Raw genomic sequence first — 20,886 nt, forward strand, 5'->3', positions numbered from 1 at the left:
TATAGCAGAACGGAACGATTCATTCCACTCTGGAGGTGCCCGAATAGACGTTGCACCGCTCGCCGCGCAGGAAGCCGACCAGCGTCATGCCGAACTCCCTGGCCAGGTCCACGGCCAGCGACGAGGGGGCCGACACCGCGCACACCACCGGGAGGCCCGCGGCCAGGGCCTTCTGCATGATCTCGTAGCTGGCCCGGCCGCTCACCATGAGGACGTGGCCGGACAGCGGCAGCAACTCGCGCATCGCCGCCCAGCCGACCAGCTTGTCCACCGCGTTGTGCCGGCCCACGTCCTCGCGCACCGCGACCGTCCCGCCCTCGGCGGTGAACAGCCCGGCTGCGTGCAGGCCGCCCGTCTTGCCGAACACCCCCTGCCCGGCACGCAACGCGCCCGGCAGGCCGTACAGGACCTCGGGGGCGAGCCGCAGGTCGTCGGGCGGGAGCGGGTGGCAGCGGTCGTGCAGCGCGTCGAGGCTCGCCGAGCCGCAGACGCCGCACGCGCTGGAGGTCAGGAAGTGGCGTTCGAGCGCGGGCAGCTCGGGGATCGGCCCGCGCAGCCGTACGGTGACCGTGTTGTAGCGGGCCTCGGGCGGCAGGTCCTCGTCGGTGCAGTAGGCGATCGACGCGATGTCGCCCGCGCCCGCCATGCCCTCGCCGTGCAGGAACCCGGCGGCCAGCTCGAAGTCGTGGCCCGGCGTGCGCATGGTGATGGCGATCGTGCGGCGCGTGCCGTCGGCGGCGGTGAGGCGGATCTCCAGCGGCTCCTCGGTGGCCAGGTCGTCGCGGCGCTCCACGGACGAGCCGCCCGTCAGCTCGCGCACGCGCACGCGCGTGGTGGGGCCGGGCCGGGTCACAGGGCGCGCACCGTGACGAGCGCGTTGTAGTCGGGGATGCGGGCCTGCGGCGAGCGGCGGGCCTCGTCGAGCAGCACGTTGCCCTCCGGCCAGTGGACCTGGAGGTTGCCCGGCATCACCGGGGCCCGCAGCACCTTGCCCCGGTAGACGCGCTCGCCGGCGCGCAGCTCGACGGGTGCGCCGTCGGGCAGGCCGAGGCGGTCGGCGTCGTACTCGCTCATCAGCACAGCTTCGCGCATCGCGCCGTTGAAGGCGTCGAGGCGCTCGTGGACCATGCTGTTGAACTGCTTGCCCCGCCGCGTGGCCACCATGAACGCGCCGTCGGGACGCTCCAGGGCGGGCAGTTCGACGGGGGCGAAGCGGGCCAGGCCGTCGGGCGTGGGGAAGCGGCCGCCGGGGCAGAGGTGGCGGCCGCCGTACTGCACGCTGTCGCCGAAGCGCCGCAGCCCGGCGATGCCCTCGTAGAAGGGGACTGCCTGCTCGATCTCGGTACGGATCTGCGGGGTGCCGGTGAAGCGAATCTTTCCTGAAATTTCGGGACGTGTCCGGGCGGCCAGTTCCGTGAAGATCTTCCACTCCGGCCACGCCTCGCCGATCCGCGGCCCCTCCACCTCCGGCGAGAAGATGATCCGCCGCTCGGTGGAGGTCTCGGTCACCCCGCCCGCCATCTCGTAGCGGGTCTGCGCGGGCAGCAGCAGCACGTCGCCCTCCGAAGGCACCAGCATCTGCGACGACAGCACGATGTCGACGTGCACCCGCAGCTTGAGCCGCGCCAGGGCCTCGCGGCAGTAGGCGGGGTCCGGCAGCACCTCCAGGAAGTTGCCGCCGGAGGAGACGAGCGCGTCCAGCTCACCCGCGTGCGCCGCGTCGATCATGTCGGTCGCGGTGAGCCCCGGCGTGTCCGGCACCTCGAATCCCCACATGTCAGCGAATTTCGCCGCGTTCTCCGTGGTGATCGGCAACCCGCCCGGCAGCCCGGTCGCGTACGCCCCCATCTCGGCGCCGCCCTGCACCCCGCTGTGCCCCCGGATCGGCATCAGGCCGCACCCGTCACGCCCGACGAACCCGCGTGCCAGCGCCAGGTTGGCGATCGCGCGCACGTTGTCCTCGCCGTAGGCGTGCTGCGTGATGCCCATCGACCAGACCAGCACCGCCGATCCGGCCTCGCCCAGCATGCGGGCCAGGCGCAGCATGTCGTCCCTGGTCGAGCCGGACAGCGCCTCCAGCGCCTCCCACGACTGCCCGGTCACGGCCTCGCGCGCCGCCTCGAACCCGCCGGTGTGGCGCGCCACGAACTCCTCGTCCACCCAGCCGTTCTCGACCAGGTGCTTGAGCACCCCGTTGAGGAACCCGATGTCGCCGCCCACGTTGACGCCGAAGAACTCATCGGTGATCTTCGTCCCGAACACCGCCGACTCCGCGTTGGACGGCACCCAGTAGCGTTCCATCCCCGGCTCGCGATAGGCGTTGACCATGGCGATCCGGGTCCCGGCCTTCTTGGCGTGGTAGAGGTACTTCATCGCCACCGGCTGGTTGTTCGAGGGGTTCGAGCCGATGAAGACGATCAGGTCGGAGCCGATCCAGTCCTTGTAGGAGCAGGTCGTGGCCGCAGCCCCGATCGCCTCCTTGAGCGCCACGGTCGAGGGCGAGTGGCAGATGCGGGCCGCGTTGTCGATGCTGTTGGTGCCGAGCGCGCGCACCGCCTTCTGGGCCGCGTAATAGTTCTCGTTGGGCATGCCCCGGCTGGTCAGATAGGTGCCGAACCGGGCCTCACGCACCCCGTCGGCGGCCACGCGCAGCGCCTCGTCCCAGGACACGCGCGTGAAGCCGGGCTCCCCGGCGCGCCGCAGCATCGGGTAGGGCAGCCGGCCCAGCTCGCGCAACTCGGCGCTCTTCTTCCCGGCGAGCGCCGAGACGTCGCCCAGAAGTGACACGTCCAGCGCAGGCATCGTGTTGAGCGGCAGCAGGCGCAGCCTGATGTTGCACAGATGGATCTCCGGCATCGTCCAGTCACGCATGCCGTAGGTGCCCAGCGCGCACCCGTCGCAGATGCCCTGATTGAGGATCCGCCACGCGTAACGCCGGTTGCCCTTGACCGATCGGAACGCCCTGACCAGCTCAAGGTAGTTGTTCGGCTTACGCAGCCCCAGCCCGAACGGCCGCCACGAGGCCCAGTTACGCGGATCCAGTCTCCTCATCCCCCCATCTTCGCCCCGGCACGGCCATGCCGCCGCCCACGGCAAGATGGAGGGATGTCTCGCTACTCCGACCTCGACCGCCCGCCGCTCTCCGAGCAGGCGCTCAACCGCGCCCTGCTGCGGCCCGGCGCCCTGTGGACCGGCGTCACCGTGGTCGACAGCACCGGCTCCACCAACGCCGACCTGGCCAGGGCCGCCAGGGAGGGCGCCGGGGAGGGCGCGGTGCTGGTCGCCGAGGAGCAGACGGCCGGGCGGGGCAGGCTCGGCCGCGCCTGGGGCGCCCCGGCCCGCGCCGGGCTGACGTTCTCCATCCTGCTCAGGCCCGCCGTGCCGGTCGCCGCGCTCGGCTGGCTGCCGCTGCTGTTCGGGGTGGCCGCCGCTTCGGCCGTGCGCCGCCTGGCCGAGGTGGACGTACGCCTGAAGTGGCCCAACGACCTGCTCATCGGCGAGCGCAAGCTGGCCGGGGTGCTCGCCGAGCGGACCGGCGACGCCGTCGTCATCGGCATGGGCCTGAACGTGCTGCTCAAGCCGGAGGAGCTGCCCGTGGAGACGGGCACGTCGCTGGCCGTCGAGGAAGCGGCCTGCCTCGACCGCGACCCGTTGCTGCGGGCGACGCTGAGGGAGATCGACGTCCACTACCGCGAGTGGACCGAGGCCGGCGGCGACGCCGACGCGTGCGGCCTGCGCGCCGCCTACCAGGCGTCCTGCGCGACGATCGGCCGCCGGGTGCGGGTGGAGCTGCCCGGCGGCGCCGCGCTCACCGGCCTGGCGACCGGCGTCGACACCGCCGGGCAGCTCCAGGTCGACACCGGCGCCGGCACCACCGCGCTCAGCGCCGGCGATGTCGTCCACGTTCGTCCGGCGGCATAGCCGGGGGCCCTGCCGTGGTGGCAGCATGTGCGCATGACCATTCCCGACCATCACCTGACGCAGGGTGAGCGGCGCGTGCGGTCCTTCCACCCTCATTGGAAGCGGCTGATCGTCCCCTTCGTCGCGCTCGTGCTCATCGCCGCGGCCACGGGCGCGGCGCTGTACTTCATCCCGGGTGACTGGGAGTACGCGTTCTACGCCAGGATCGCGGCCGGCGTCATCGCCCTCATCCTGCTCATGATCTGGTCGTTCGTGCCCTATCTGCAGTGGAAGAACACCGGTTACGTGCTCACCACGCACCGCTTCACGATCAGCACCGGCGTCCTCAACAAGTCGACCGACGAGATCCCCATGGCCAAGGTCAACACGGTCAGCTCCGACCAGACGCTCGCCGAGCGGCTGCTCGGCTGCGGGACGCTGGTCGTGGAGTCGGCCGGCGACCGGGGTCAGATCGTGCTGCGTGACATCCCGAAGATCCAGGACGTCCGCATGGATCTGTTCCGGCTGGTGGAGGACGCCTCCGACGGCGACGTCGACGACCGGTAGCCTCTTGGGCGCGGATCCCTTGCGGAGATCATCCTCCTGACACAAGATGGCTGCCATGCCGTACGAAGTGCAGGGCGTCATCGCCACAGGCAAGGGCCGGGAAGTGGCCATCGAAACGGTGCTCGTGCCGGACCCGGGGCCCGGCGAGGCGGTGGTGAACGTGCAGGCGTGCGGCGTCTGCCACACCGACCTCCACTATCGGGAGGGCGGCATCAACGACGACTTCCCGTTCCTGCTCGGGCACGAGGCGGCGGGCGTGGTCGGGGCGGTCGGCGAGGGCGTCACCGGGCTGGAGCCGGGCGACTTCGTCATCCTCAACTGGCGGGCCGTGTGCGGCCAGTGCCGGGCCTGCCTGCGCGGCCGGCCGTGGTACTGCTTCGACACCCACAACGCCACCCAGAAGATGACGCTGAAGGACGGCACCGAGCTCTCGCCCGCGCTGGGCATCGGCGCGTTCCTGGAGAAGACGCTGGTCGCCGCCGGGCAGTGCACCAAGGTCTCGGCAGAGGCGCCCGCGTCGGTGGCCGGGCTGCTGGGCTGCGGCGTGATGGCCGGCCTCGGCGCGGCCATCAACACCGGCGGCGTCACCCGGGGCGACAGCGTGGCCGTCATCGGCTGCGGCGGCGTCGGCGACGCGGCGGTGCTCGGCGCCTCGCTGGCCGGCGCGGCGAAGATCATCGCGGTGGACGTCGACGACCGCAAGCTGGAGTGGGCCCGCGGCTTCGGCGCCACCGACACCGTCAACTCCCGCGAGAACGACCCCGTCGAGGCCATCCGCGACCTCACCGGCGGCTTCGGCGCCGACGTGGTGATCGAGGCGGTCGGCCGTCCCGAGACCTACAAGCAGGCCTTCTACGCCCGCGACCTGGCGGGCACCGTGGTGCTGGTCGGCGTGCCCACCCCGGAGATGAAGCTGGAGCTGCCGCTGATCGACGTGTTCGGCCGCGGCGGGGCGCTGAAGTCCTCCTGGTACGGCGACTGCCTGCCGAGCCGCGACTTCCCGATGCTCGTCGACCTGTTCCTGCAGCACCGGCTGCCGCTGGACAAGTTCGTCACCGAGACCATCGCGCTCGACCAGGTCGAGGAGGCTTTCGCCAAGATGCACCGCGGCGACGTGCTGCGTTCGGTGGTGATCCTCTAGATGCTCGACAGGGTCATCACCTCCGGCACCTTCTCCCTCGACGGCGGCACCTGGGACGTCGACAACAACGTCTGGCTGGTCGGCGACGCCCGCGAGGTGGTCGTCATCGACGCCGCGCACGACGCCGGGGCCATCGCCGACCGGGTCGGCGGCCGCACGGTCCGGGCCATCGTCTGCACCCACGCGCACAACGACCACATCAACGCCGCCAGGGAACTGAGCGACCTCACCGGCGCGCCGATCCGGCTGCACCCCGCCGACCAGGTCCTGTGGTCGCAGGTGTACGGGGACGAGGCCGCGTACACACCGCTGGGCGACGGCGACAAGATCGAGGTCGGCGGGATCTCGCTGCGGGTCGTCCACACGCCGGGCCACGCGCCGGGGGCGGTCTGCCTGTACGCGCCCGAGGTGTGCGTGCTGTTCAGCGGCGACACCCTGTTCAGGGGCGGGCCGGGAGCGACCGGGCGGTCGCACTCGTCGTTCCCCACGATCATCGAGTCGATCCGCGACAGACTGCTGACGCTGCCGCCCGAGACGGTCGTGCACACCGGGCACGGCGACTCCACGTCGATCGGCGCCGAGGCCCCTCACCTGGAGGAATGGATCACGCGCGGGCACTGAGGTGTGGCTTACCTAACATAGGCAAGCCTTACCGGGATGGGTTATCTTAGGTGTGCCTAACCTACCCACCCCTGAGAGGCGTTCCCGCGGATGTACGTGTGTGTTTGTCGTGCTGTGACCGAAAACGAGGTCCACGACTGCATCGCCGCGGGCGCGCGGAGTGCGAAACAGGTTCGCGACACCACGGGGGCCGGCGGTGACTGTGCATCTTGCGTGCGGAAGATCTGTGCGATCCTGAAGCGGTCTGAGGAACTGACCACCGCATAGCACAAGGGGCCCGTTCATGCAGGGCGACAAGCAGATCATCGAGCTGCTCAACGAGCAGCTCACGGCGGAGCTCACGGCGATCAACCAATACTTCCTGCACGCCAAGATGCAGGAGAACTGGGGATACACCAAGCTCGCCGAGCACACCCGCGACGAGTCGATCGACGAGATGCGCCACGCCGAGCGTCTCACCGACCGCATCCTCTTCCTCGAAGGGCTGCCCAACTACCAGCGGCTCGGCACGCTGCACATCGGGCAGACCGTCCGCGAGCAGTTGCACGCGGACCTGGAGGTCGAGCTGGCGGTCGTGCAGCGGCTGCGCCCGGCCATCCAGCTCATGCGCGAGAAGGGTGACATCACCTCCGCGCGGATCTTCGAGGACATCCTCGCCGACGAGGAGCAGCACATCGACTACCTCGAGACCGAGCTCGGCCTGATGCAGACGCTCGGCGACCAGCTCTATCTGGCCCGCTACGCCGAGCCGCCGTCCGTCGACGACTGAGCCCGAAGGCCGCGCGACTGCCCGCCGTCCGACGGCGGGCACGCGCGTTTCTGGTCGCCAACTTTCGCCGCCGGAACCACGAGGGCGTAACCCTTTTACCTACGGCAATCGCGGTAATTTAATCACGACTAACCGATATTTAGCTGCGTTTGCCCAGGTCAATGGATAGGTCAACGACGAGTCAAACCGCGCGCTGTGCCCGGGAAACGATCGCTTAAGGTCCTACGATCGCTCCATGACCTGCGTACTTCTCGCCGAGGATGACACCTCGATTTCCGAGCCGCTCGCGCGCGCCCTGCGCCGCGAGGGCTATCAGGTTGAGGTGAGCCCCGACGGCCCGCAGGCCCTGGAGAGGGCTCTGTCGGGGGGCATCGACCTCATCGTTCTCGACCTAGGCCTGCCCGAGATGGACGGCCTGGAGGTGGCCCGGCGGATTCGTGCCGAAGGGCACGGCACCCCGGTGCTGATCCTCACCGCCCGCGTCGACGAGGTCGACACCGTCGTCGGTCTCGACGCCGGCGCCGACGACTACGTCACCAAGCCGTTCCGGCTCGCCGAACTGCTCGCCCGGGTGCGCGCGCTGCTACGCCGCGGCACCTCCGAGACCCCGGTCGTGCAGGGCGTCCGCATCGACGCCGACTCCCGCCGCGCCTGGATGGGCGAGAAGGAGCTGCACCTGACCACGAAGGAATTCGACCTGCTCAGGGTCCTCGTCCGCGATGCCGGAAAGGTGGTGACGCGCGAGCAGATCATGCGCGAGGTATGGGACACCAACTGGTGGGGCTCCACCAAGACTCTCGACATGCACATCTCGTGGCTGCGCCGCAAGCTCGGCGACGACGCGGCCAAGCCCCGCTACATCACGACCGTCCGGGGAGTCGGCTTCCGCTTCGAACGCGAGTAGGCATGCGCCGACGCCTGCTCACCTCCACCCTGGTCGTGGCGGTCATCGCCGTCCTGCTGCTAGGGGTTCCCCTCGGCATCGTGGTCAGCCGGCTGATCGTGGACGACGCGGCCCAGCAGCTCAGGTCGGAGGCGACCCGCCTGGTCGGGGAGGTCGAGTACGCCCGTATCCAGGAGACTCCGCTCGACCCGAAGCAGCTGGAGCAGAAATATCCCGACCGCTACATCCAGATATTCGAACGCGGAAACCCCCCCAAGGCCACCATCGTCGGCTCGCCGCCGTCGTCCGGGGAGCAGATGACCGAGGACGCCGAGTCCGACAGCGGCATCTTCGTCCGGGTGAGCCGCGACCGCGCCCAGGTCGAGCAGGACGTCTACGCCCGCCTGCTGCTGATCGTGGCGCTCGCCGTCGCGGCTCTGGCCGTGGCCGTGGGCCTGGCCATCGTGCAGTCGCGCCGCCTCACGCTGCCTCTGCAGGACCTGGCCAAGATCGCCGAACGGCTCGGCTCGGGTGACGCCCGGCCGAGCAAACACCGCTACGGCATTCCCGAGCTCGACCGGGTGGCCCAGGTCCTCGACCGCAGCGCCACGCGCATCTCCGACCTGCTCACCCGCGAACGCGAGTTCGCCACCGACGCCTCCCACCAGCTGCGCACCCCGCTGACCGGCCTCACCATGCGCCTGGAGGAGATCGTCGCCGCCTCCGACCAGCCCGTGGTGGTCCGCGAGGAGGGCGAGGCCGCCATCGTGCAGGCCGAGCGGCTCACCGCGGTCATCGACGAGCTGCTCGCCGCCGCGCGCCGGCAGCGGCACGCCCAGGCCGAGCCGATCTCCATCGACGAGGTGCTCATCCAGCAGGTGACCGAATGGCAGCCGGTCTTCCGCGGCGTGGGCCGCACGCTGGTGCTCGCCGGCTCACGTGACCTGAAGGCGCTGGCCACCACCGGCGGCTTCGGCCAGGTCATCGCGACCCTGCTGGAGAACTCCCTGCGGCACGGCGGCGGCACCGTCACCGTCACCACGACCAGCGGCGACAGCTCCGTGGTGATCGAGGTCGCCGACGAGGGCCCCGGCATCTCCGACGAGATCGCCCCCAAGATCTTCGACCGCAACGTGAGCGGCGGCGGCGGCACCGGCCTCGGCCTGACGCTGGCCCGCGCGCTGGCCGCCGCCGACGGCGGCCGCCTGGAGCTCGTCCGGCGCCGCCCCGCGGCTTTCGCCGTCTTCCTGCGGCTGGCCGAGGACAACGGCCGCAACCACCGGGTGGTCAGCGGTCCTGCCTGATCCCCGCCTCGGGCAGCTCCGCCGGGATCGGCTCGGTCGCCTCCAGGAACACCCACTTCTTGTACGACCAGTAGCGGAACAGCGTGCCCAGGCCGACGCCGATGATGTTGGCGACGTTGGCGCTGACCGGGTCGTCCAGGTGCAGCGTGTAAGTGGTGAAGCCGATCACCAGCACGCCGAACAGCAGTGCGATGCCGTTGAGCAGGAAGAACAGGAAGTATTCGCGCCCCAGCCCGCTCTGCTCGCGGTCACGGAACGTCCAGAACCGGTTGCCCAGGTAGGCGAACGACGTGGAGATCGCCGTCGCGAACACCTTGGAGGTCATCGGGCCCAGATCGAGCCCGAGGAGAAACAGGTTGTACATGCCCGTGTCGATCACGAAGGCGGCGGCACCGACGGTGCCGAACTTGGTCAGCTCATGGACCAGGGCGGCGAAGCGCTGGTAGAGGCCTCTGGCGAACTGCAGCACGCTCCTGCTCGCCCTTCCTTTTCGGCAGGCATGACGCCTTCAGCGTACCGGCTGTCACAACGCCGGACGCGCCGCCCGGCAGGCGAGCTGGAGCGCCAACCTTTGCTGGGGATCGTCCAGGTCTGCGTGGAGCAGGGATTCGATGCGGCGGATGTTACGGCTCACGGCGTTTCGGTGCATGTGCAATTCCTCGGCGGCGCGGGCCGGGGAGCCGTGATGGTCCAGGTAGGCGCGCAGGATGCCGATCAGGTGGGCCGGGCGGTCGCCCTTGAGGTCGAGGATCGGCTGGAGCAGCTCCCTGACGGCCTGGTGGGCGGCGTCGGAGGCGTACCACTCCTCCAGCATCCGGTCCAGCCCGGCCAGGTCGTACACGGCCAGCGGACCCGGGCTGCGCCTGAGCGCCGTACGCGCCTCCGAGGCCGAGGTGCGCAGGCCCAGCGGGCCCCGGTGCGCGGTGCTCACGCCGCAGCGCAGCTCGGCGCCCGCCGGGCGGACCCGCTCCAGCAGGTGTGCCGCGTCGCGGACGGCCTCGCGCAGGCCCGCCCTGCCCTGGTCGCGCGGGACCGTTCGGACGACGACCAGCGCGTCGCCGGCCAGGGCGCCGTTCCACTCCGGGCCGACGATCTCGCGCGCCGACCTGACCGCCCTGGCCGCCACCGCGTCGAGCAGGGCGTAGCGTTCCGGGCCCTCGTCCATGACCGGTTCGAGGCGCAGGACGACGTGCCAGTCGTCGACCGGGAGGCCCAGCGCCCTGGCGCGGGGGGCCAGCTCCTGGGCCTGCTTCTCGGGCGCGACGAGCAGCTCGGTGAGCAGCTGGGCCCGGGACCGGCCCGCCGGCTCGTCGGCCGGCCCCGCGGCGGCGGCCAGCTCGGCGAAGCGCGCCACGACCTCCACCGCCGTCCCCAGGTGCCCGCCGTACGCGCCGGCCGGGTCCGGGGCGAACGCGGCGCCCTCCGGCCGCACGGGGACGCCGAGCGCGGTGGTGGCCGCCTCGGCGATGCGGCCGGGGCTGCCGCCCGCCCGCAGGACGGCGCGTACGGCGGTGGCGGTCCTGGCCAGGGCGTCGGAGGCGTCGCCCGCGACCGCGCGTTCGAGGCCGACGACCAGCCCTGCCAGGTCGCCCCCGGCGGCGTACACCCCGATGCCGCTCCGCTCCGCCAGCGCCGCGGCGCTCCGCCCGACCTCGGGTCCCGCGCCGCCCCCGGGCAGGGCCGGGCCGGTGAGGATCAGGGCCGCGGCGCGGGCGGCGGCGGCGTCGCGGAGGGTGACGTCGAGGCGGTAGGAGACGGCCTCACGGGAGGCGGCGGCGGTGAGGACGAGGATCGCGGCGGCGGGCATGCGGGCCACCTCGCGCAGGTCCTCCACGAGGCGCACGCCGGAGAAGGGACCGGCCGGGACAGGCCCGGCCAACCTCTGCAAACCCTCCAGTACGTGTGCCACTCGCACACGATAGCCCCATAAAGGTGCCCCCGGCACACCATCGCTGACCTGCGATTTCGTACGGTGGAGAGGTGGACATCGGAACCGGGCTGCTGCCCGCGTTCGCCAGAGGGTGCGCCGTGCTCGGCTCGGGCGGCGGCGGCCCGGTGGCGATCTCGCGGGCGGCGGCGATGCAGGCGCTGGAGGACCACGGCCCCGTGTCCGTCGTCCAGCCGGGCGACCTCGCCCCGGACACGCTGGTCATGCCGGTCGGCACGGCGGGCTCGACGGCGGTGATGTCGGAGCGGATCTGCGGCGTCAACGAGCCCGTCCATCTGCGGGCCAAGGTCGAGGAGCTGTTCGGCGCGCCCGTCGGCGCCGTCATGGCCAGCGAGATCGGCGGCGCCAACGGCTGCCTGGCCGTCGCCTGGGCGGCCGTCACCGGCCTGCCGCTGGTGGACGCCGACGGGATGAGCCGGGCCTTCCCCGGCATGGACCAGACGGTGATGGAGTTGCACGGCGTCCCGCCCACCCCCGCGGTGGTGTGCGACGAGCGCGGCCGCACCGTGGTCATCGAGAACGTGACGGGCCGCTGGCTGGAGCGGCTGGTCAGGTCCGCACTGGAGGCGTTCGGCGGCCAGATGGCGACCAGCGAGTACATCCTGCGCGGCGCCCAGGTGGCGACCTGCACGGCGCTCGGCTCCGTCACCCGCGCGCTGCGGCTCGGGACCTCCCTCCCCGAGCCGCTCATCACCGGGAAGGTGGCGGAGACGGCCGGGTCGATCCTGGTCGAGGGGCTGGGCCGGGACCTTGGCCGGCTCGCCAGGATCGAGGCGGGCAGCGAGTTCCACGCGGTCATCGAGGACGGCACGCCGCTGGCCCTCGTCCCGGACGTGATCGCCCTGCTCGACACCCGCACCGAGGAGGTGCTGCGGGTCGAGCAGATCCGCTACGGCCTGCGCGTCAGCGTCGTCACGGTCCCCTGTGACCCGATCTGGCACACCCCCGGTGGTCTCCGCCTCGCGGGCCCCGCGGCCTTCGGCCTGACGGGGCTCTCCGGCGAGGGGAGTCCGTCATGAGCCCGGGAAGCGAGCGCGGCCAGGTCGGGATGGTGCGGGCCGGCGTGGACGTCGGGCCGACCAACACCGACGCGGCGCTGCTCGACGACGGCGGGCGCGTGCTGGCCACCGTCAAGGTCGCCTCCGTCCCCGACGACCCGGTGGCCTGTGTACGTGCCGCGCTCGGGGCGCTGCCTCCGCACGAGTTCGCCCAGGTCGCGGTGGGCCTGCGCGGTGCGGCCTCCGCCGTGACCCGGCGGCGCGGCCTGCGCCGGGTGGCGGTGCTGCGCATCAGCGGCGAGTCCGCCCGCGGCGTACGCCCTCTGTCGGGGTGGCCGGCGGACCTGCGCGCGGCCGTCAGCGCGGGGACGGAGACCGTCGCCGGAGGCGGCGGCCTGGACCGCGAGGACTGGACACCCCTGGACCGTGACGCCGTGGCCCGCTTCGCCGCACGGATGGCGGGCACCGCCGAGGCCGTCGCCGTCACCGGCCTGTTCTCCCCGCTGGACGGCGGCCAGGAACGGGAGGCCGCCGAGATCATCCGGGCCGAGGCGGGCGACCTGCCGATCTCGCTGTCCGCCGAGCTGGGCTCGATCGGCCTGCTGGAGCGCGAGAACGCGACGGTGCTGGACGCCGCGCTCTCGGGCTTCGCCGGCGCCGTCGCCGAAGGGCTGGCCGAGACGCTGTCGGGCCTGTGCCCGGGTGCGGCGGTGTTCGTGACGCGCGGCGACGGCACGCTGATGAGCCTGGAGCACCTGGCCAGGCATCCCGGTCTGAGCCTGGGCAGCGGACCCGCCAGCGTGCTGCGCGGCGCGGGCGTGCTGGCCGGGCTGGACGACGCGGTGGTCGCCGACGTGGGCTGGGCCCGCGTGGGCGTCGGCGTGCTGGCCGGCGGCTTCCCCGAGGAGGCGGTGGGCGGGGCCGGGATCGGCGGCGTGCCCGTGGGCCTGCGCATCCCCGGGCTGATCCAGGTGCCGCGCCCGATCGACCCGGCCGAACTGGCCGAGGCCGTGGACCGCCTCCAGCCCGGCCCCGGCCCGCTCCAGCCGGGTTCCGGACGCCTCCGGCCGGGGCAGGGGCGGTTGCCGCTCGTCGTGGTCGGCGGCGGCGCGCACGCCGTGCCCGAGGGGCTGCACCCCGAGCACGGGCGGTGCGCGGGCGCGATCGGCGCGGCCGTCAGCCCGGTCGGCGGCCAGTACGAGCGGATCGTCCGGCTGCCGGACACCGCCGCGCGGGAGGCGGTGGCCGAGGAGGCCAGGGCGGCCGCCGTGCGCGCCGGGGCCGACCCCCGCGACGTGGAGCTGGTCGAGGCGGACGAGACGCCGCTCGACTACCTGCCGGGCTCCTTCGTCAAGCTCCGCGCCCGGGCGGCCGGCCGCCCCTCACATCTGTGAACCCCCCTGAGAAAGGCGAGTACGTGACCACCGACTCCGACTATCCCCTTGAGCGGGTGCCACCTGGTGCGCGCTATCCGTGGTTCAACGTGGCCGTGCAGCGGTTCGGCCAGCTCTCCGACCTGACGCAGTTCCTGCTCGGCGCGACGCTCGGCGCGGGGCTGTCGTTCTGGGGCGCGTTCTGGGCGTTCACGCTCGGCTCGGTGATCCTGGAGGTCGTCTGCATCTTCGTCGGCATCGCCGGCATGCGGGAGGGCCTGTCGACGTCCATGCTGGCCCGGTGGACCGGTTTCGGCCGCTACGGGTCGACGCTCATCGGCATCGTCATCACGCTGAGCCTGTTCGGCTGGTTCGGCGTGCAGACGGCGGTGTTCGCGGCCGGGCTGCACTCGATCATGTCGTGGCTGCCGCTGTGGGCGTGGTCGCTGATCGCCGGGATCGGCGTGACGCTGCTGGTCATCCGCGGGTTCAAGGCGATGGGGGTGACCGCGTTCATCACCGTGCCGGCGTTCCTCGGGCTGGCCGGCTGGGCGATGTGGGTGGAGATCTCCCGGCACGACCTCGGCACGCTGGTGGCCTCGCCGCCGTTCGGCGAGCCGATCAGCATCGCCACCGGCGCCACCATCGTCGCCGGGTCGTACATCGTCGGCGCGGTCACCACGCCCGACATGACCCGCTTCAACCGCAACGCCGGTGACGTGGTCAAGCAGACGCTGGTCGGCATCTCGCTCGGCGAGTACGTGCTCGGCCTGGCGGGCGTGCTGCTGGCCTACGCGGTCAAGACGTCCGACGTGATCGCGATCATCACGGCGTCGTCCGGGGTCGTGGGTGTCATCGTGCTCATCTCCGCCACCGTGAAGATCAACAACTGGAACCTGTACTCCTCCACGCTCGGCCTGCTCAACGCCGTCGAGTCGACGATCGGCATCCGGCTGAACCGGGTCACGGTGACGATCGGCATCGGCGTGCTCGGCAGCGTGCTGGCCGCGGCCGGCATCCTGGAGCGGTTCACCGACTTCCTGCTGATCCTCGGCGTCATCACGCCGCCGATCGCCGGGATCATGGTGGCCGAGTACTTCGTGGTGCGGCGCTGGCGGCCGGTGCTGGACGCCTCACGCGCCGCCGGCCGGCTGCCCGACACCGAGCCCGCCTGGGTGCCCGCCACGCTCGTCATCTGGGTGGCCGCCGCACTCTTCGGCTGGCTGAGCGAGCATCATCAGTGGATCGGCATCCCGGCGTTCAACTCCCTCCTGCTGGCCGGCCTGGCCTACGTCGTCGCGGGCAAGCTCGGGCTGGTCCGCGCCACCCGTGAACAGCCCGTCCTCGCCTAGAAAGTCCCCTCACATGCGCATCGGCATCGACGTCGGCGGCACCAACACCGACGCCGCCCTCATCGGCGACGGCGGCCAGGTGCTGGCCACCGTCAAGTCCCCCACCACCGAAGACGTCACCGGCGGCGTCGCCGCGGCCATCGCCGGGCTCGGCGCCACCGAGGCGTCGGCCGTGATGATCGGCACCACCCATTTCGTGAACGCCCTGGTCGAGGCCGCCCGGCTGGAGCCCGTCGCGGCGGTGCGGCTCGGCCTGCCCGCCACGGCCGCGCTGCCGCCCCTGGTCGACTGGCCGGACCGGCTGCGCGAGGCGGTCGAGGGCGCCGTCTACCTGTGCCACGGCGGCCACGAGTACGACGGCACGCCGATCTCCGCGCTCGACCCGGACGAGCTGAAGCGGGTCGCCGCCGACATCCGGGCGCGCGGCCTGCGCACGGTCGCGATCTCGTCGGTGTTCTCCCCGGTCAGCGCCGAGTCCGAGCAGCGGGCCGCCGAGCTCCTGGCCGCCGAGCTGGGCCCCGGCGTGCACCTGTCGCTGTCCCACGAGATCGGCAGGGTCGGCCTGCTGGCCAGGGAGAACGCCACCATCGTGAACGCCGCCCTGCGCCCGCTCGCCGAGCGTACGGTGGCGGCGTTCGCCGAGGCGCTCGCGGTGGCCGGCATCCGGGCGCCGCTGTTCCTGTCGCAGAACGACGGCACGCTCATGGACGTGGCCCATGCCCGCCGCTACCCGGTGGCCACGTTCGCCTCCGGCCCGACGAACTCCATGCGCGGAGCCGCGTACCTCTCGGGGCTGGCCGACTGCGCGGTCGTCGACATCGGCGGCACCACCACGGACGTCGGCATCCTGAGCGGCGGGTTCCCGCGTGAGGCGGCGGGCGAGGCGCTGGTCGCCGAGGTGCGTACCAACTTCCGCATCCCGGACGTGCTGTCCATCGGCATCGGCGGCGGCTCGATCGTGGGCCCCGACGGCATGGTGGGGCCGCGCAGCGTCGGCTACCGGCTCACCTCCGAGGCGCTGGTGTTCGGCGGCGGCACGCTGACCGCGACCGACCTGGCCGTGGCCGCCGGGCAGGCCGCCATCGGCGACCCCGCGCTCGCCGCCGGCGTCGACCACGAGCGGCCGCTGAAGAGCATCGCCGAGCGCGTCGCCGAGGCGGTGGACCGGATGCGCACCAGCGCCGCCCCGCTGCCCGTCGTCCTGGTGGGCGGAGGCAGCGTCCTCATCGGCGAGCTGCCCGGCTTCGCCGACGTGCGGCGGCCCGACCACTACGAGGTGGCCAACGCCGTCGGCGCGGCCATCGCCCAGGTCGGTGGCGAGGTGGACCGGGTGTTCTCCGGCCCGCGCGAGACCGTGCTGGACGAGGCCAGGAACGAGGCGATCGCGCGGGCCGAGCGCGCCGGGGCACGCGCGGGCAGCGTGCGGATCGTGGACGTGGAAGAGCTGCCGCTCGCCTACCTGCCGGGTGACGCCACCCGCGTCAGGATCAAGGCCGTCGGCGACCTGGACCTGGAGAAGATCGATGCGTGAGATCGGGATCGACCGGCTGGACGACCTGGCGCGCGGCGCCGGCATCCTCGGCACGGGCGGCGGCGGCGACCCCTACGTGGGCAAGCTGCTGGCCCGCGAGGCCATCCGCAGGCACGGCCCGGTGACCGTGTACGACATCGACGAGGTGCCCGCCGACGCCACCGTGGTGGCCGTGTCCGGGATGGGCGCGCCGACCGTGCTGCTGGAGAAGCTGCCCGCCGGCACCGAGGAACTGACCGCGCTGCGCGCCCTGGAGGCCGTGCTCGGCCGCCCCGCCACGCACATCGTGCCCATCGAGATCGGCGGCGTGAACTCGATGATCCCCATCGCGGCCGCCGCCCAGGCCGGGCTGCCGCTGGTGGACGGCGACGCGATGGGCCGGGCCTTCCCCGAGGCCCAGATGGTGCTGCCGACCCTCATCGGCGTGCCGAACACGCCCATGGCCGTGGCCGACGACAAGGGCAACACGCTGGTCGTCGACACGGTGTCCAACCAGTGGGCCGAACGCATCACCAGGGCCGCGTGCGTGCAGATGGGCTGCCAGGTGTCGTGCGCCGACACCGTCCTGCGCGGCGACCAGCTCCGCGACGGGCTGGTGCCCGCCACGCTGACGCTCGCCGAGGACCTGGGCAGGGCCGTACGGCTGGCCCGCGCCGCCAACGACGACCCGGTGCGCGCCGCGCTGGACGCGCTGGGCGGCGTGAAGCTGTTCACCGGCAAGGTCGTCGACGTCGAACGCCGCACCACCGGCGGGTTCGCGCGCGGCCGGGCTCGCCTGGAGGGGACGAGCACGCTGGAGCTCAGCTTCCAGAACGAGCACCTGCTCGCCCGCCGCGACGGCGAGATCGTGGCCACCACGCCGGACCTGATCTGCGTCCTCGACACCGACTCCGGCGAGCCCGTCACGACCGAGGCCATGCGCTACGGCCTGCGCGTCACGGTCATCGCCGCGCCGTGCGACCCCCGGTGGACGACCCCGGCCGGGCTGGAGCTGGCGGGTCCGCGCTACTTCGGGTACGACTGCGACTACCTGCCGCTTCAGGGTCGGTATGCTCAACTCACGTGAACGGATATAGTCCCATCGGCCCCGTGGTCGGCATCGTCGGTGCCGGCCAGCTCGCCAGGATGACCCAGCAGGCCGCCATCGCGCTCGGCATAGAGCTCCGGGTGCTGGCCGGCACCCCTGACGAGAGTGCCGCCCGGGTCATCGTCGACACCCGGATCGGCGACTACCGCGACCTGGCCGACCTGCGGGAGTTCGGCAAGGGCTGCGACGCGATCACGTTCGATCACGAGCACGTGCCCACCGAGCACATCCGGGCGCTGGCCGAGGCGGGCCTCCAGGTCCACCCGGGCGCCGACGCGCTCGTCCACGCCCAGGACAAGGCGGTCATGCGCGAGCGCCTGACCGCCATCGGCGCGCCCTGCCCGGCGTGGGCGCGGGTGTCCGACGCCGCCGAGGCCACCGCCTTCGCCGCCGAACACGGCTGGCCGCTCGTGCTCAAGGCGGTCAGGGGCGGCTACGACGGCCGAGGCGTGTGGGTGTGCCGCACCGAGGCCGAGGTGACCGAGGCGTTCGCGGCCGGGGTGCCGCTGATGGCCGAGGCGTTCGTGCCGTTCGAGCGGGAGCTGGCGGTGCTCGTCGCCCGCTCCCCGCACGGGCAGGGCGTCAGCTACCCGGTCGTGGAGACGGTGCAGCAGGACGGCATCTGCGTCGAGGTGCTCGCCCCCGCGCCCGGGCTCGACCCGGAGGAGGCCGCCCAGGCGCAGCGGGTCGCGCTCAACATCGCCCACGAGCTCGGGGTGACCGGGCTGCTGGCGGTCGAGATGTTCCAGACGGCCGGCGGGCTGGTGGTCAACGAGCTGGCCATGCGGCCGCACAACAGCGGGCACTGGACGATCGAGGGGGCTCGCACCTCGCAGTTCGAGCAGCACCTGCGGGCGGTGCTCGACCTGCCGCTCGGCTCGCCGTCGATGACGGCGCCGGTGGTCGTGATGGCGAACCTGCTCGGCGGCGACGACCCCGACCTGTTCAAGCGGTACGAGCACGTCATGGCACACGATCCCGGCGTGAAGGTGCACTTCTACGGCAAGGAGGTGCGGCCCGGCCGCAAGATCGGGCACGTCACCGTGACGGGCGACGACCTGACCGCCGTCCGCGCCCGCGCCCGCCACGCCGCCGTCCACCTCGCCACCGGGGAGTACACGTGACTGAGCGAAGCGAAGCAACGATCAGACACAGCATCCTGATCGTCACGGTGCCGACGGAGGAGGCGTCGTGACGATCGGGATCGTGATGGGGAGCGACTCCGACTGGCCGGTGATGAGGCTGGCGGCGGAGGCCGTGGCCGAGTTCGGGGTGCCGTTCGAGGCCGACGTGGTCTCGGCGCACCGGATGCCCGCCGAGATGATCGACTACGGCAGGCAGGCGGCGTCCCGCGGTATCCAGGTGATCATCGCCGGGGCCGGCGGGGCCGCGCACCTGCCGGGGATGCTGGCGTCGGTGACGCCGCTGCCGGTGATCGGCGTGCCGGTGCCGCTGAAGTACCTCGACGGGATGGACTCGCTGCTGTCCATCGTCCAGATGCCCGCCGGGGTGCCCGTCGCCACCGTGGCCGTGGGCGGCGCCCGCAATGCCGGGCTGCTGGCCGTACGCATCCTCGCCGTCTCCGACCAGGGGCTGCGGGAGCGGATGGCGCGGTTCCAGGAGACGCTGAAGGAGCAGGCGTACGCCAAGGGCGAGCGGCTGCGCGCCGAGGCGGCGTCCCTTCAGGCCCCCGGGGAGACCAGCCCCGTCTCGTAGGCGAGGATCACGGCCTGCACCCGATCGCGCAGGCCGAGCTTCGACAGGATGCGGGCGACGTGCGTCTTCACCGTCGTCGCGCTGAGCGTCAGCCGCTCGGCCAGCTCGGCGTTGCTCAGGCCGGTGGCGAGCAGGCGCAGCACCTCCAGCTCGCGGGGTGTCAGCCCGGACAGGTCGCGGTGCAGCCCCGCCCTGACGTCGTCGCGGCGGGCGAACCGCTCCACCAGGCGGCGCGTGATCGTCGGCGCGAGCAGGGCGTCGCCGGAGCGGACCAGGCGTACCGAGGCCACCAGGTGCTCGGGGGTGACGTCCTTGAGCAGGAAGCCGCTGGCGCCCGCGGTGAGCGCGGCGTAGACGTAGTGGTCGAGGTCGTAGGTGGTCAGGATGAGGACACGGGTCTCGTTCGCCGTGTCGCTCACGATCTGCCGGGTGGCCTCGATGCCGTCCATCTGCGGCATCCGGATGTCCATGAGCACCACGTCCGGCCTGCTGCGGCGGACGGCGGCGACGGCCTGCGCGCCGTCGGCCGCCTCGCCGACCACGTCGATGCCGTCGGCGTTGAGGATCATCCGGAACCCGGTGCGGACCAGCGCCTGGTCGTCGGCGATGATCGCGCGCAGCGCCGGGCTCACGCGGCCCGCCACGGGATGTGGGCCCTGAGCCGGTATCCGCCGTCTCTGGGCGCGGCCTCCAGGGTGCCGCCGTAGAGGGCGAGCCGCTCGCGCAGCCCGATCAGCCCCCGCCCGCCGCCGGACCGCGACGGGGCCGGGCGCGTGCCGCCGTCGTCGGTGACCTCGATCTCCAGGCGGTCGCCGTCGTGGCCGACCGTGACGGCCGCCCGCGCGCCCGCGGCGTGCTTCATCGTGTTGGTCAGCCCCTCCTGCACGACGCGGTAGACCGCCAGGTCGACCCCGGGAGGCAGCGGGCCGGGCGGCGGCGTGATCGTGGCGTCCACGGCCACCCCGGCGGCGCGTACCCGCTCGATGAGGTCGCCGAGCCGGTCGAGGCCCGGCTGCGGCTCCAGCCCGCCCTCCTGGGAGGCGAGCAGGCCCATGACGGTGCGCAGCTCGGCCATGGCGGCCCGGCCGCTGGCCTCGATCGCCTTCAGGGCCTCCTCGCACTGGTCCGGATGCGCGCCGAGCACCTTGCGCGCGGCTCCGGCCTGGATCACCATCACGCTCACATTGTGGGTCACCACGTCGTGCAGTTCGCCCGCGATCCGGGAGCGCTCGGCCTGGACCGCCTCGCGCGTGATCTCCCGCACGTCGGCGAGCTTCGCCCGGCTCCGCTGCCAGAACCGGACGAAACTCGCCAGCGCCCCGGCGCTGAGCAGGATGACGTACGGGCCCAGCCAGGTCGGGAGGCTGGGCAGGATGTCCTGACCGGCTGCGCCGGCGAGGACGGCAGCGAGCAGGAGCGAGGCCACGGCGGGCACCCGGTTGCGGCTGTGCGCGACGGCGCTGTAGGCGGCGATCGCCATGGTCAGCACGGTGATCCAGGTCACGCCCCCGTCCATGGCGAGCGTAGCGGTCAGCACCACCCAGAAGACGCCGAGCGGATACCGGCGCCGCAAGGCCAGCGGCAGCGCGGTGACCGCCGCCAGGAACAGCGCGGGCCCGCTCCCGCCGGCCTCGGGCAGCACCGGGAGCGGCATGACGGGAGTGGGGAGGGCGGAGGCGGTGACGTCGGCGGCGGG

At 72.5% G+C, this 20,886-nt stretch carries 21 protein-coding genes; 15 read left to right on the plus strand and 6 right to left on the minus strand.

Going from position 1 to position 20,886, the window contains the following annotated elements; translation table 11 throughout:
• Positions 1-19 precede the first annotated feature (19 nt).
• On the minus strand, positions 20-853 hold the full coding sequence (gene fdhD / locus ADY59_RS29050; protein ID WP_053175250.1) for a formate dehydrogenase accessory sulfurtransferase FdhD: 834 nt from the start codon (positions 851-853) through the stop codon (positions 20-22).
• Positions 850-3,051 (minus strand): FdhF/YdeP family oxidoreductase, encoded by a 2,202-nt coding sequence (locus ADY59_RS29055; protein WP_049568434.1) that lies wholly within the window; start codon positions 3,049-3,051, stop codon positions 850-852. Before ADY59_RS29055 ends, fdhD begins: the two co-directional genes overlap by 4 nt.
• 54 nt (positions 3,052-3,105) lie before the next feature.
• On the opposite strand from ADY59_RS29055, the gene ADY59_RS29060 reads away from it, so the two are divergent.
• From ADY59_RS29060 to ADY59_RS29090, 8 genes are all read left to right on the plus strand, one after another.
• Positions 3,106-3,921, plus strand: a complete 816-nt coding sequence (locus ADY59_RS29060) for a biotin--[acetyl-CoA-carboxylase] ligase (protein ID WP_049568436.1) — start codon at positions 3,106-3,108, stop codon at positions 3,919-3,921.
• Between the two features lie 33 nt (positions 3,922-3,954).
• A complete protein-coding gene (locus ADY59_RS29065) occupies positions 3,955-4,467 on the plus strand; it encodes a PH domain-containing protein (RefSeq protein WP_049568438.1) in 513 nt (170 codons plus the stop codon).
• Positions 4,468-4,522: 55 nt separating this feature from the next.
• Positions 4,523-5,608, plus strand: coding sequence for an S-(hydroxymethyl)mycothiol dehydrogenase (locus ADY59_RS29070; protein ID WP_049568439.1), 1,086 nt, complete (start codon positions 4,523-4,525; stop codon positions 5,606-5,608).
• Positions 5,609-6,229, plus strand: coding sequence for an MBL fold metallo-hydrolase (locus ADY59_RS29075; RefSeq protein ID WP_049568442.1), 621 nt, complete (start codon positions 5,609-5,611; stop codon positions 6,227-6,229).
• 90 nt (positions 6,230-6,319) lie between these two features.
• Positions 6,320-6,496, plus strand: coding sequence for a (2Fe-2S)-binding protein (locus ADY59_RS49050; RefSeq protein ID WP_082310492.1), 177 nt, complete (start codon positions 6,320-6,322; stop codon positions 6,494-6,496).
• Between the two features lie 16 nt (positions 6,497-6,512).
• A complete protein-coding gene (gene bfr, locus ADY59_RS29080; protein ID WP_049568444.1) occupies positions 6,513-6,998 on the plus strand; it encodes a bacterioferritin in 486 nt (161 codons plus the stop codon).
• 235 nt (positions 6,999-7,233) lie between these two features.
• On the plus strand, positions 7,234-7,902 hold the full coding sequence (locus ADY59_RS29085) for a response regulator transcription factor (protein ID WP_043620820.1): 669 nt from the start codon (positions 7,234-7,236) through the stop codon (positions 7,900-7,902).
• Between the two features lie 2 nt (positions 7,903-7,904).
• Positions 7,905-9,185: an ATP-binding protein gene (locus tag ADY59_RS29090; RefSeq protein ID WP_049568447.1), complete on the plus strand. Its 1,281-nt coding sequence runs from the start codon at positions 7,905-7,907 to the stop codon at positions 9,183-9,185.
• Here the strand turns inward: ADY59_RS29090 and ADY59_RS29095 are convergent.
• Both ADY59_RS29095 and ADY59_RS29100 read right to left on the minus strand, forming a co-directional pair.
• Positions 9,169-9,654 (minus strand): GtrA family protein, encoded by a 486-nt coding sequence (locus ADY59_RS29095; protein WP_231618949.1) that lies wholly within the window; start codon positions 9,652-9,654, stop codon positions 9,169-9,171. The two genes, ADY59_RS29090 and ADY59_RS29095, sit on opposite strands and share 17 nt — an antisense overlap.
• A 54-nt stretch (positions 9,655-9,708) precedes the next feature.
• Positions 9,709-11,028: a PucR family transcriptional regulator gene (locus tag ADY59_RS29100; RefSeq protein ID WP_231618950.1), complete on the minus strand. Its 1,320-nt coding sequence runs from the start codon at positions 11,026-11,028 to the stop codon at positions 9,709-9,711.
• Between the two features lie 137 nt (positions 11,029-11,165).
• Here ADY59_RS29100 and ADY59_RS29105 point away from each other — a divergent pair, with 137 nt between their 5' ends.
• The 7 genes from ADY59_RS29105 to purE all read left to right on the plus strand — a co-directional run bounded on the left by ADY59_RS29105 (position 11,166) and on the right by purE (position 19,190).
• Positions 11,166-12,152 (plus strand): DUF917 domain-containing protein, encoded by a 987-nt coding sequence (locus ADY59_RS29105; protein WP_049568451.1) that lies wholly within the window; start codon positions 11,166-11,168, stop codon positions 12,150-12,152.
• The gene (locus ADY59_RS29110; RefSeq protein ID WP_231618951.1) at positions 12,149-13,525 is read left to right on the plus strand and encodes a hydantoinase/oxoprolinase N-terminal domain-containing protein; all 1,377 of its coding nucleotides are present in this window, start codon (positions 12,149-12,151) and stop codon (positions 13,523-13,525) included. The genes ADY59_RS29105 and ADY59_RS29110 overlap by 4 nt, the downstream gene beginning before the upstream one ends.
• Positions 13,526-13,548: 23 nt before the next feature.
• The gene (locus ADY59_RS29115; RefSeq protein WP_049568462.1) at positions 13,549-14,856 is read left to right on the plus strand and encodes a purine-cytosine permease family protein; all 1,308 of its coding nucleotides are present in this window, start codon (positions 13,549-13,551) and stop codon (positions 14,854-14,856) included.
• Between the two features lie 13 nt (positions 14,857-14,869).
• Positions 14,870-16,387, plus strand: a complete 1,518-nt coding sequence (locus tag ADY59_RS29120; protein ID WP_049568465.1) for a hydantoinase/oxoprolinase family protein — start codon at positions 14,870-14,872, stop codon at positions 16,385-16,387.
• Entirely contained in the window at positions 16,380-17,453 is a 1,074-nt protein-coding gene (locus ADY59_RS29125; RefSeq protein WP_049568468.1) for a DUF917 domain-containing protein, read from the plus strand. Before ADY59_RS29120 ends, ADY59_RS29125 begins: the two co-directional genes overlap by 8 nt.
• Positions 17,450-18,598 (plus strand): 5-(carboxyamino)imidazole ribonucleotide synthase, encoded by a 1,149-nt coding sequence (locus tag ADY59_RS29130; RefSeq protein WP_082310493.1) that lies wholly within the window; start codon positions 17,450-17,452, stop codon positions 18,596-18,598. The genes ADY59_RS29125 and ADY59_RS29130 overlap by 4 nt, the downstream gene beginning before the upstream one ends.
• Positions 18,599-18,683: 85 nt before the next feature.
• Positions 18,684-19,190, plus strand: a complete 507-nt coding sequence (gene purE / locus ADY59_RS29135; RefSeq protein ID WP_049568486.1) for a 5-(carboxyamino)imidazole ribonucleotide mutase — start codon at positions 18,684-18,686, stop codon at positions 19,188-19,190.
• Here the strand turns inward: purE and ADY59_RS29140 are convergent.
• Both ADY59_RS29140 and ADY59_RS29145 read right to left on the minus strand, forming a co-directional pair.
• Positions 19,157-19,822 carry a response regulator gene (locus ADY59_RS29140; protein ID WP_049568489.1) on the minus strand — a complete coding sequence of 222 codons (666 nt, stop codon included), beginning with the start codon at positions 19,820-19,822 and terminating at the stop codon, positions 19,157-19,159. The genes purE and ADY59_RS29140 overlap by 34 nt on opposite strands.
• Positions 19,819-20,886 (minus strand): sensor histidine kinase (locus ADY59_RS29145; RefSeq protein WP_049568471.1); only part of this gene is annotated, 1,068 nt, incomplete at its 5' end. The genes ADY59_RS29140 and ADY59_RS29145, both read right to left, overlap by 4 nt.

Source organism: Nonomuraea sp. SBT364, from assembly GCF_001083785.1.
Taxonomy (GTDB): domain Bacteria; phylum Actinomycetota; class Actinomycetes; order Streptosporangiales; family Streptosporangiaceae; genus Nonomuraea.

What these genes read in the sequence shown, in the direction of transcription:
- ADY59_RS29055 (WP_049568434.1), bottom strand. Translation starts at nt 3,051, where the DNA reads ATGAGGAGACTGGATCCGCGTAACTGGGCCTCGTGGCGGCCGTTCGGG.
- ADY59_RS29070 (WP_049568439.1), top strand. Translation starts at nt 4,523, where the DNA reads ATGCCGTACGAAGTGCAGGGCGTCATCGCCACAGGCAAGGGCCGGGAA.
- purE (WP_049568486.1), top strand. Translation starts at nt 18,684, where the DNA reads ATGGGGAGCGACTCCGACTGGCCGGTGATGAGGCTGGCGGCGGAGGCC.
- ADY59_RS29075 (WP_049568442.1), top strand. Translation starts at nt 5,609, where the DNA reads ATGCTCGACAGGGTCATCACCTCCGGCACCTTCTCCCTCGACGGCGGC.
- ADY59_RS29110 (WP_231618951.1), top strand. Translation starts at nt 12,149, where the DNA reads ATGAGCCCGGGAAGCGAGCGCGGCCAGGTCGGGATGGTGCGGGCCGGC.
- bfr (WP_049568444.1), top strand. Translation starts at nt 6,513, where the DNA reads ATGCAGGGCGACAAGCAGATCATCGAGCTGCTCAACGAGCAGCTCACG.
- ADY59_RS29060 (WP_049568436.1), top strand. Translation starts at nt 3,106, where the DNA reads ATGTCTCGCTACTCCGACCTCGACCGCCCGCCGCTCTCCGAGCAGGCG.
- ADY59_RS49050 (WP_082310492.1), top strand. Translation starts at nt 6,320, where the DNA reads ATGTACGTGTGTGTTTGTCGTGCTGTGACCGAAAACGAGGTCCACGAC.
- ADY59_RS29085 (WP_043620820.1), top strand. Translation starts at nt 7,234, where the DNA reads ATGACCTGCGTACTTCTCGCCGAGGATGACACCTCGATTTCCGAGCCG.
- ADY59_RS29125 (WP_049568468.1), top strand. Translation starts at nt 16,380, where the DNA reads ATGCGTGAGATCGGGATCGACCGGCTGGACGACCTGGCGCGCGGCGCC.
- ADY59_RS29120 (WP_049568465.1), top strand. Translation starts at nt 14,870, where the DNA reads ATGCGCATCGGCATCGACGTCGGCGGCACCAACACCGACGCCGCCCTC.
- ADY59_RS29065 (WP_049568438.1), top strand. Translation starts at nt 3,955, where the DNA reads ATGACCATTCCCGACCATCACCTGACGCAGGGTGAGCGGCGCGTGCGG.
- ADY59_RS29090 (WP_049568447.1), top strand. Translation starts at nt 7,905, where the DNA reads ATGCGCCGACGCCTGCTCACCTCCACCCTGGTCGTGGCGGTCATCGCC.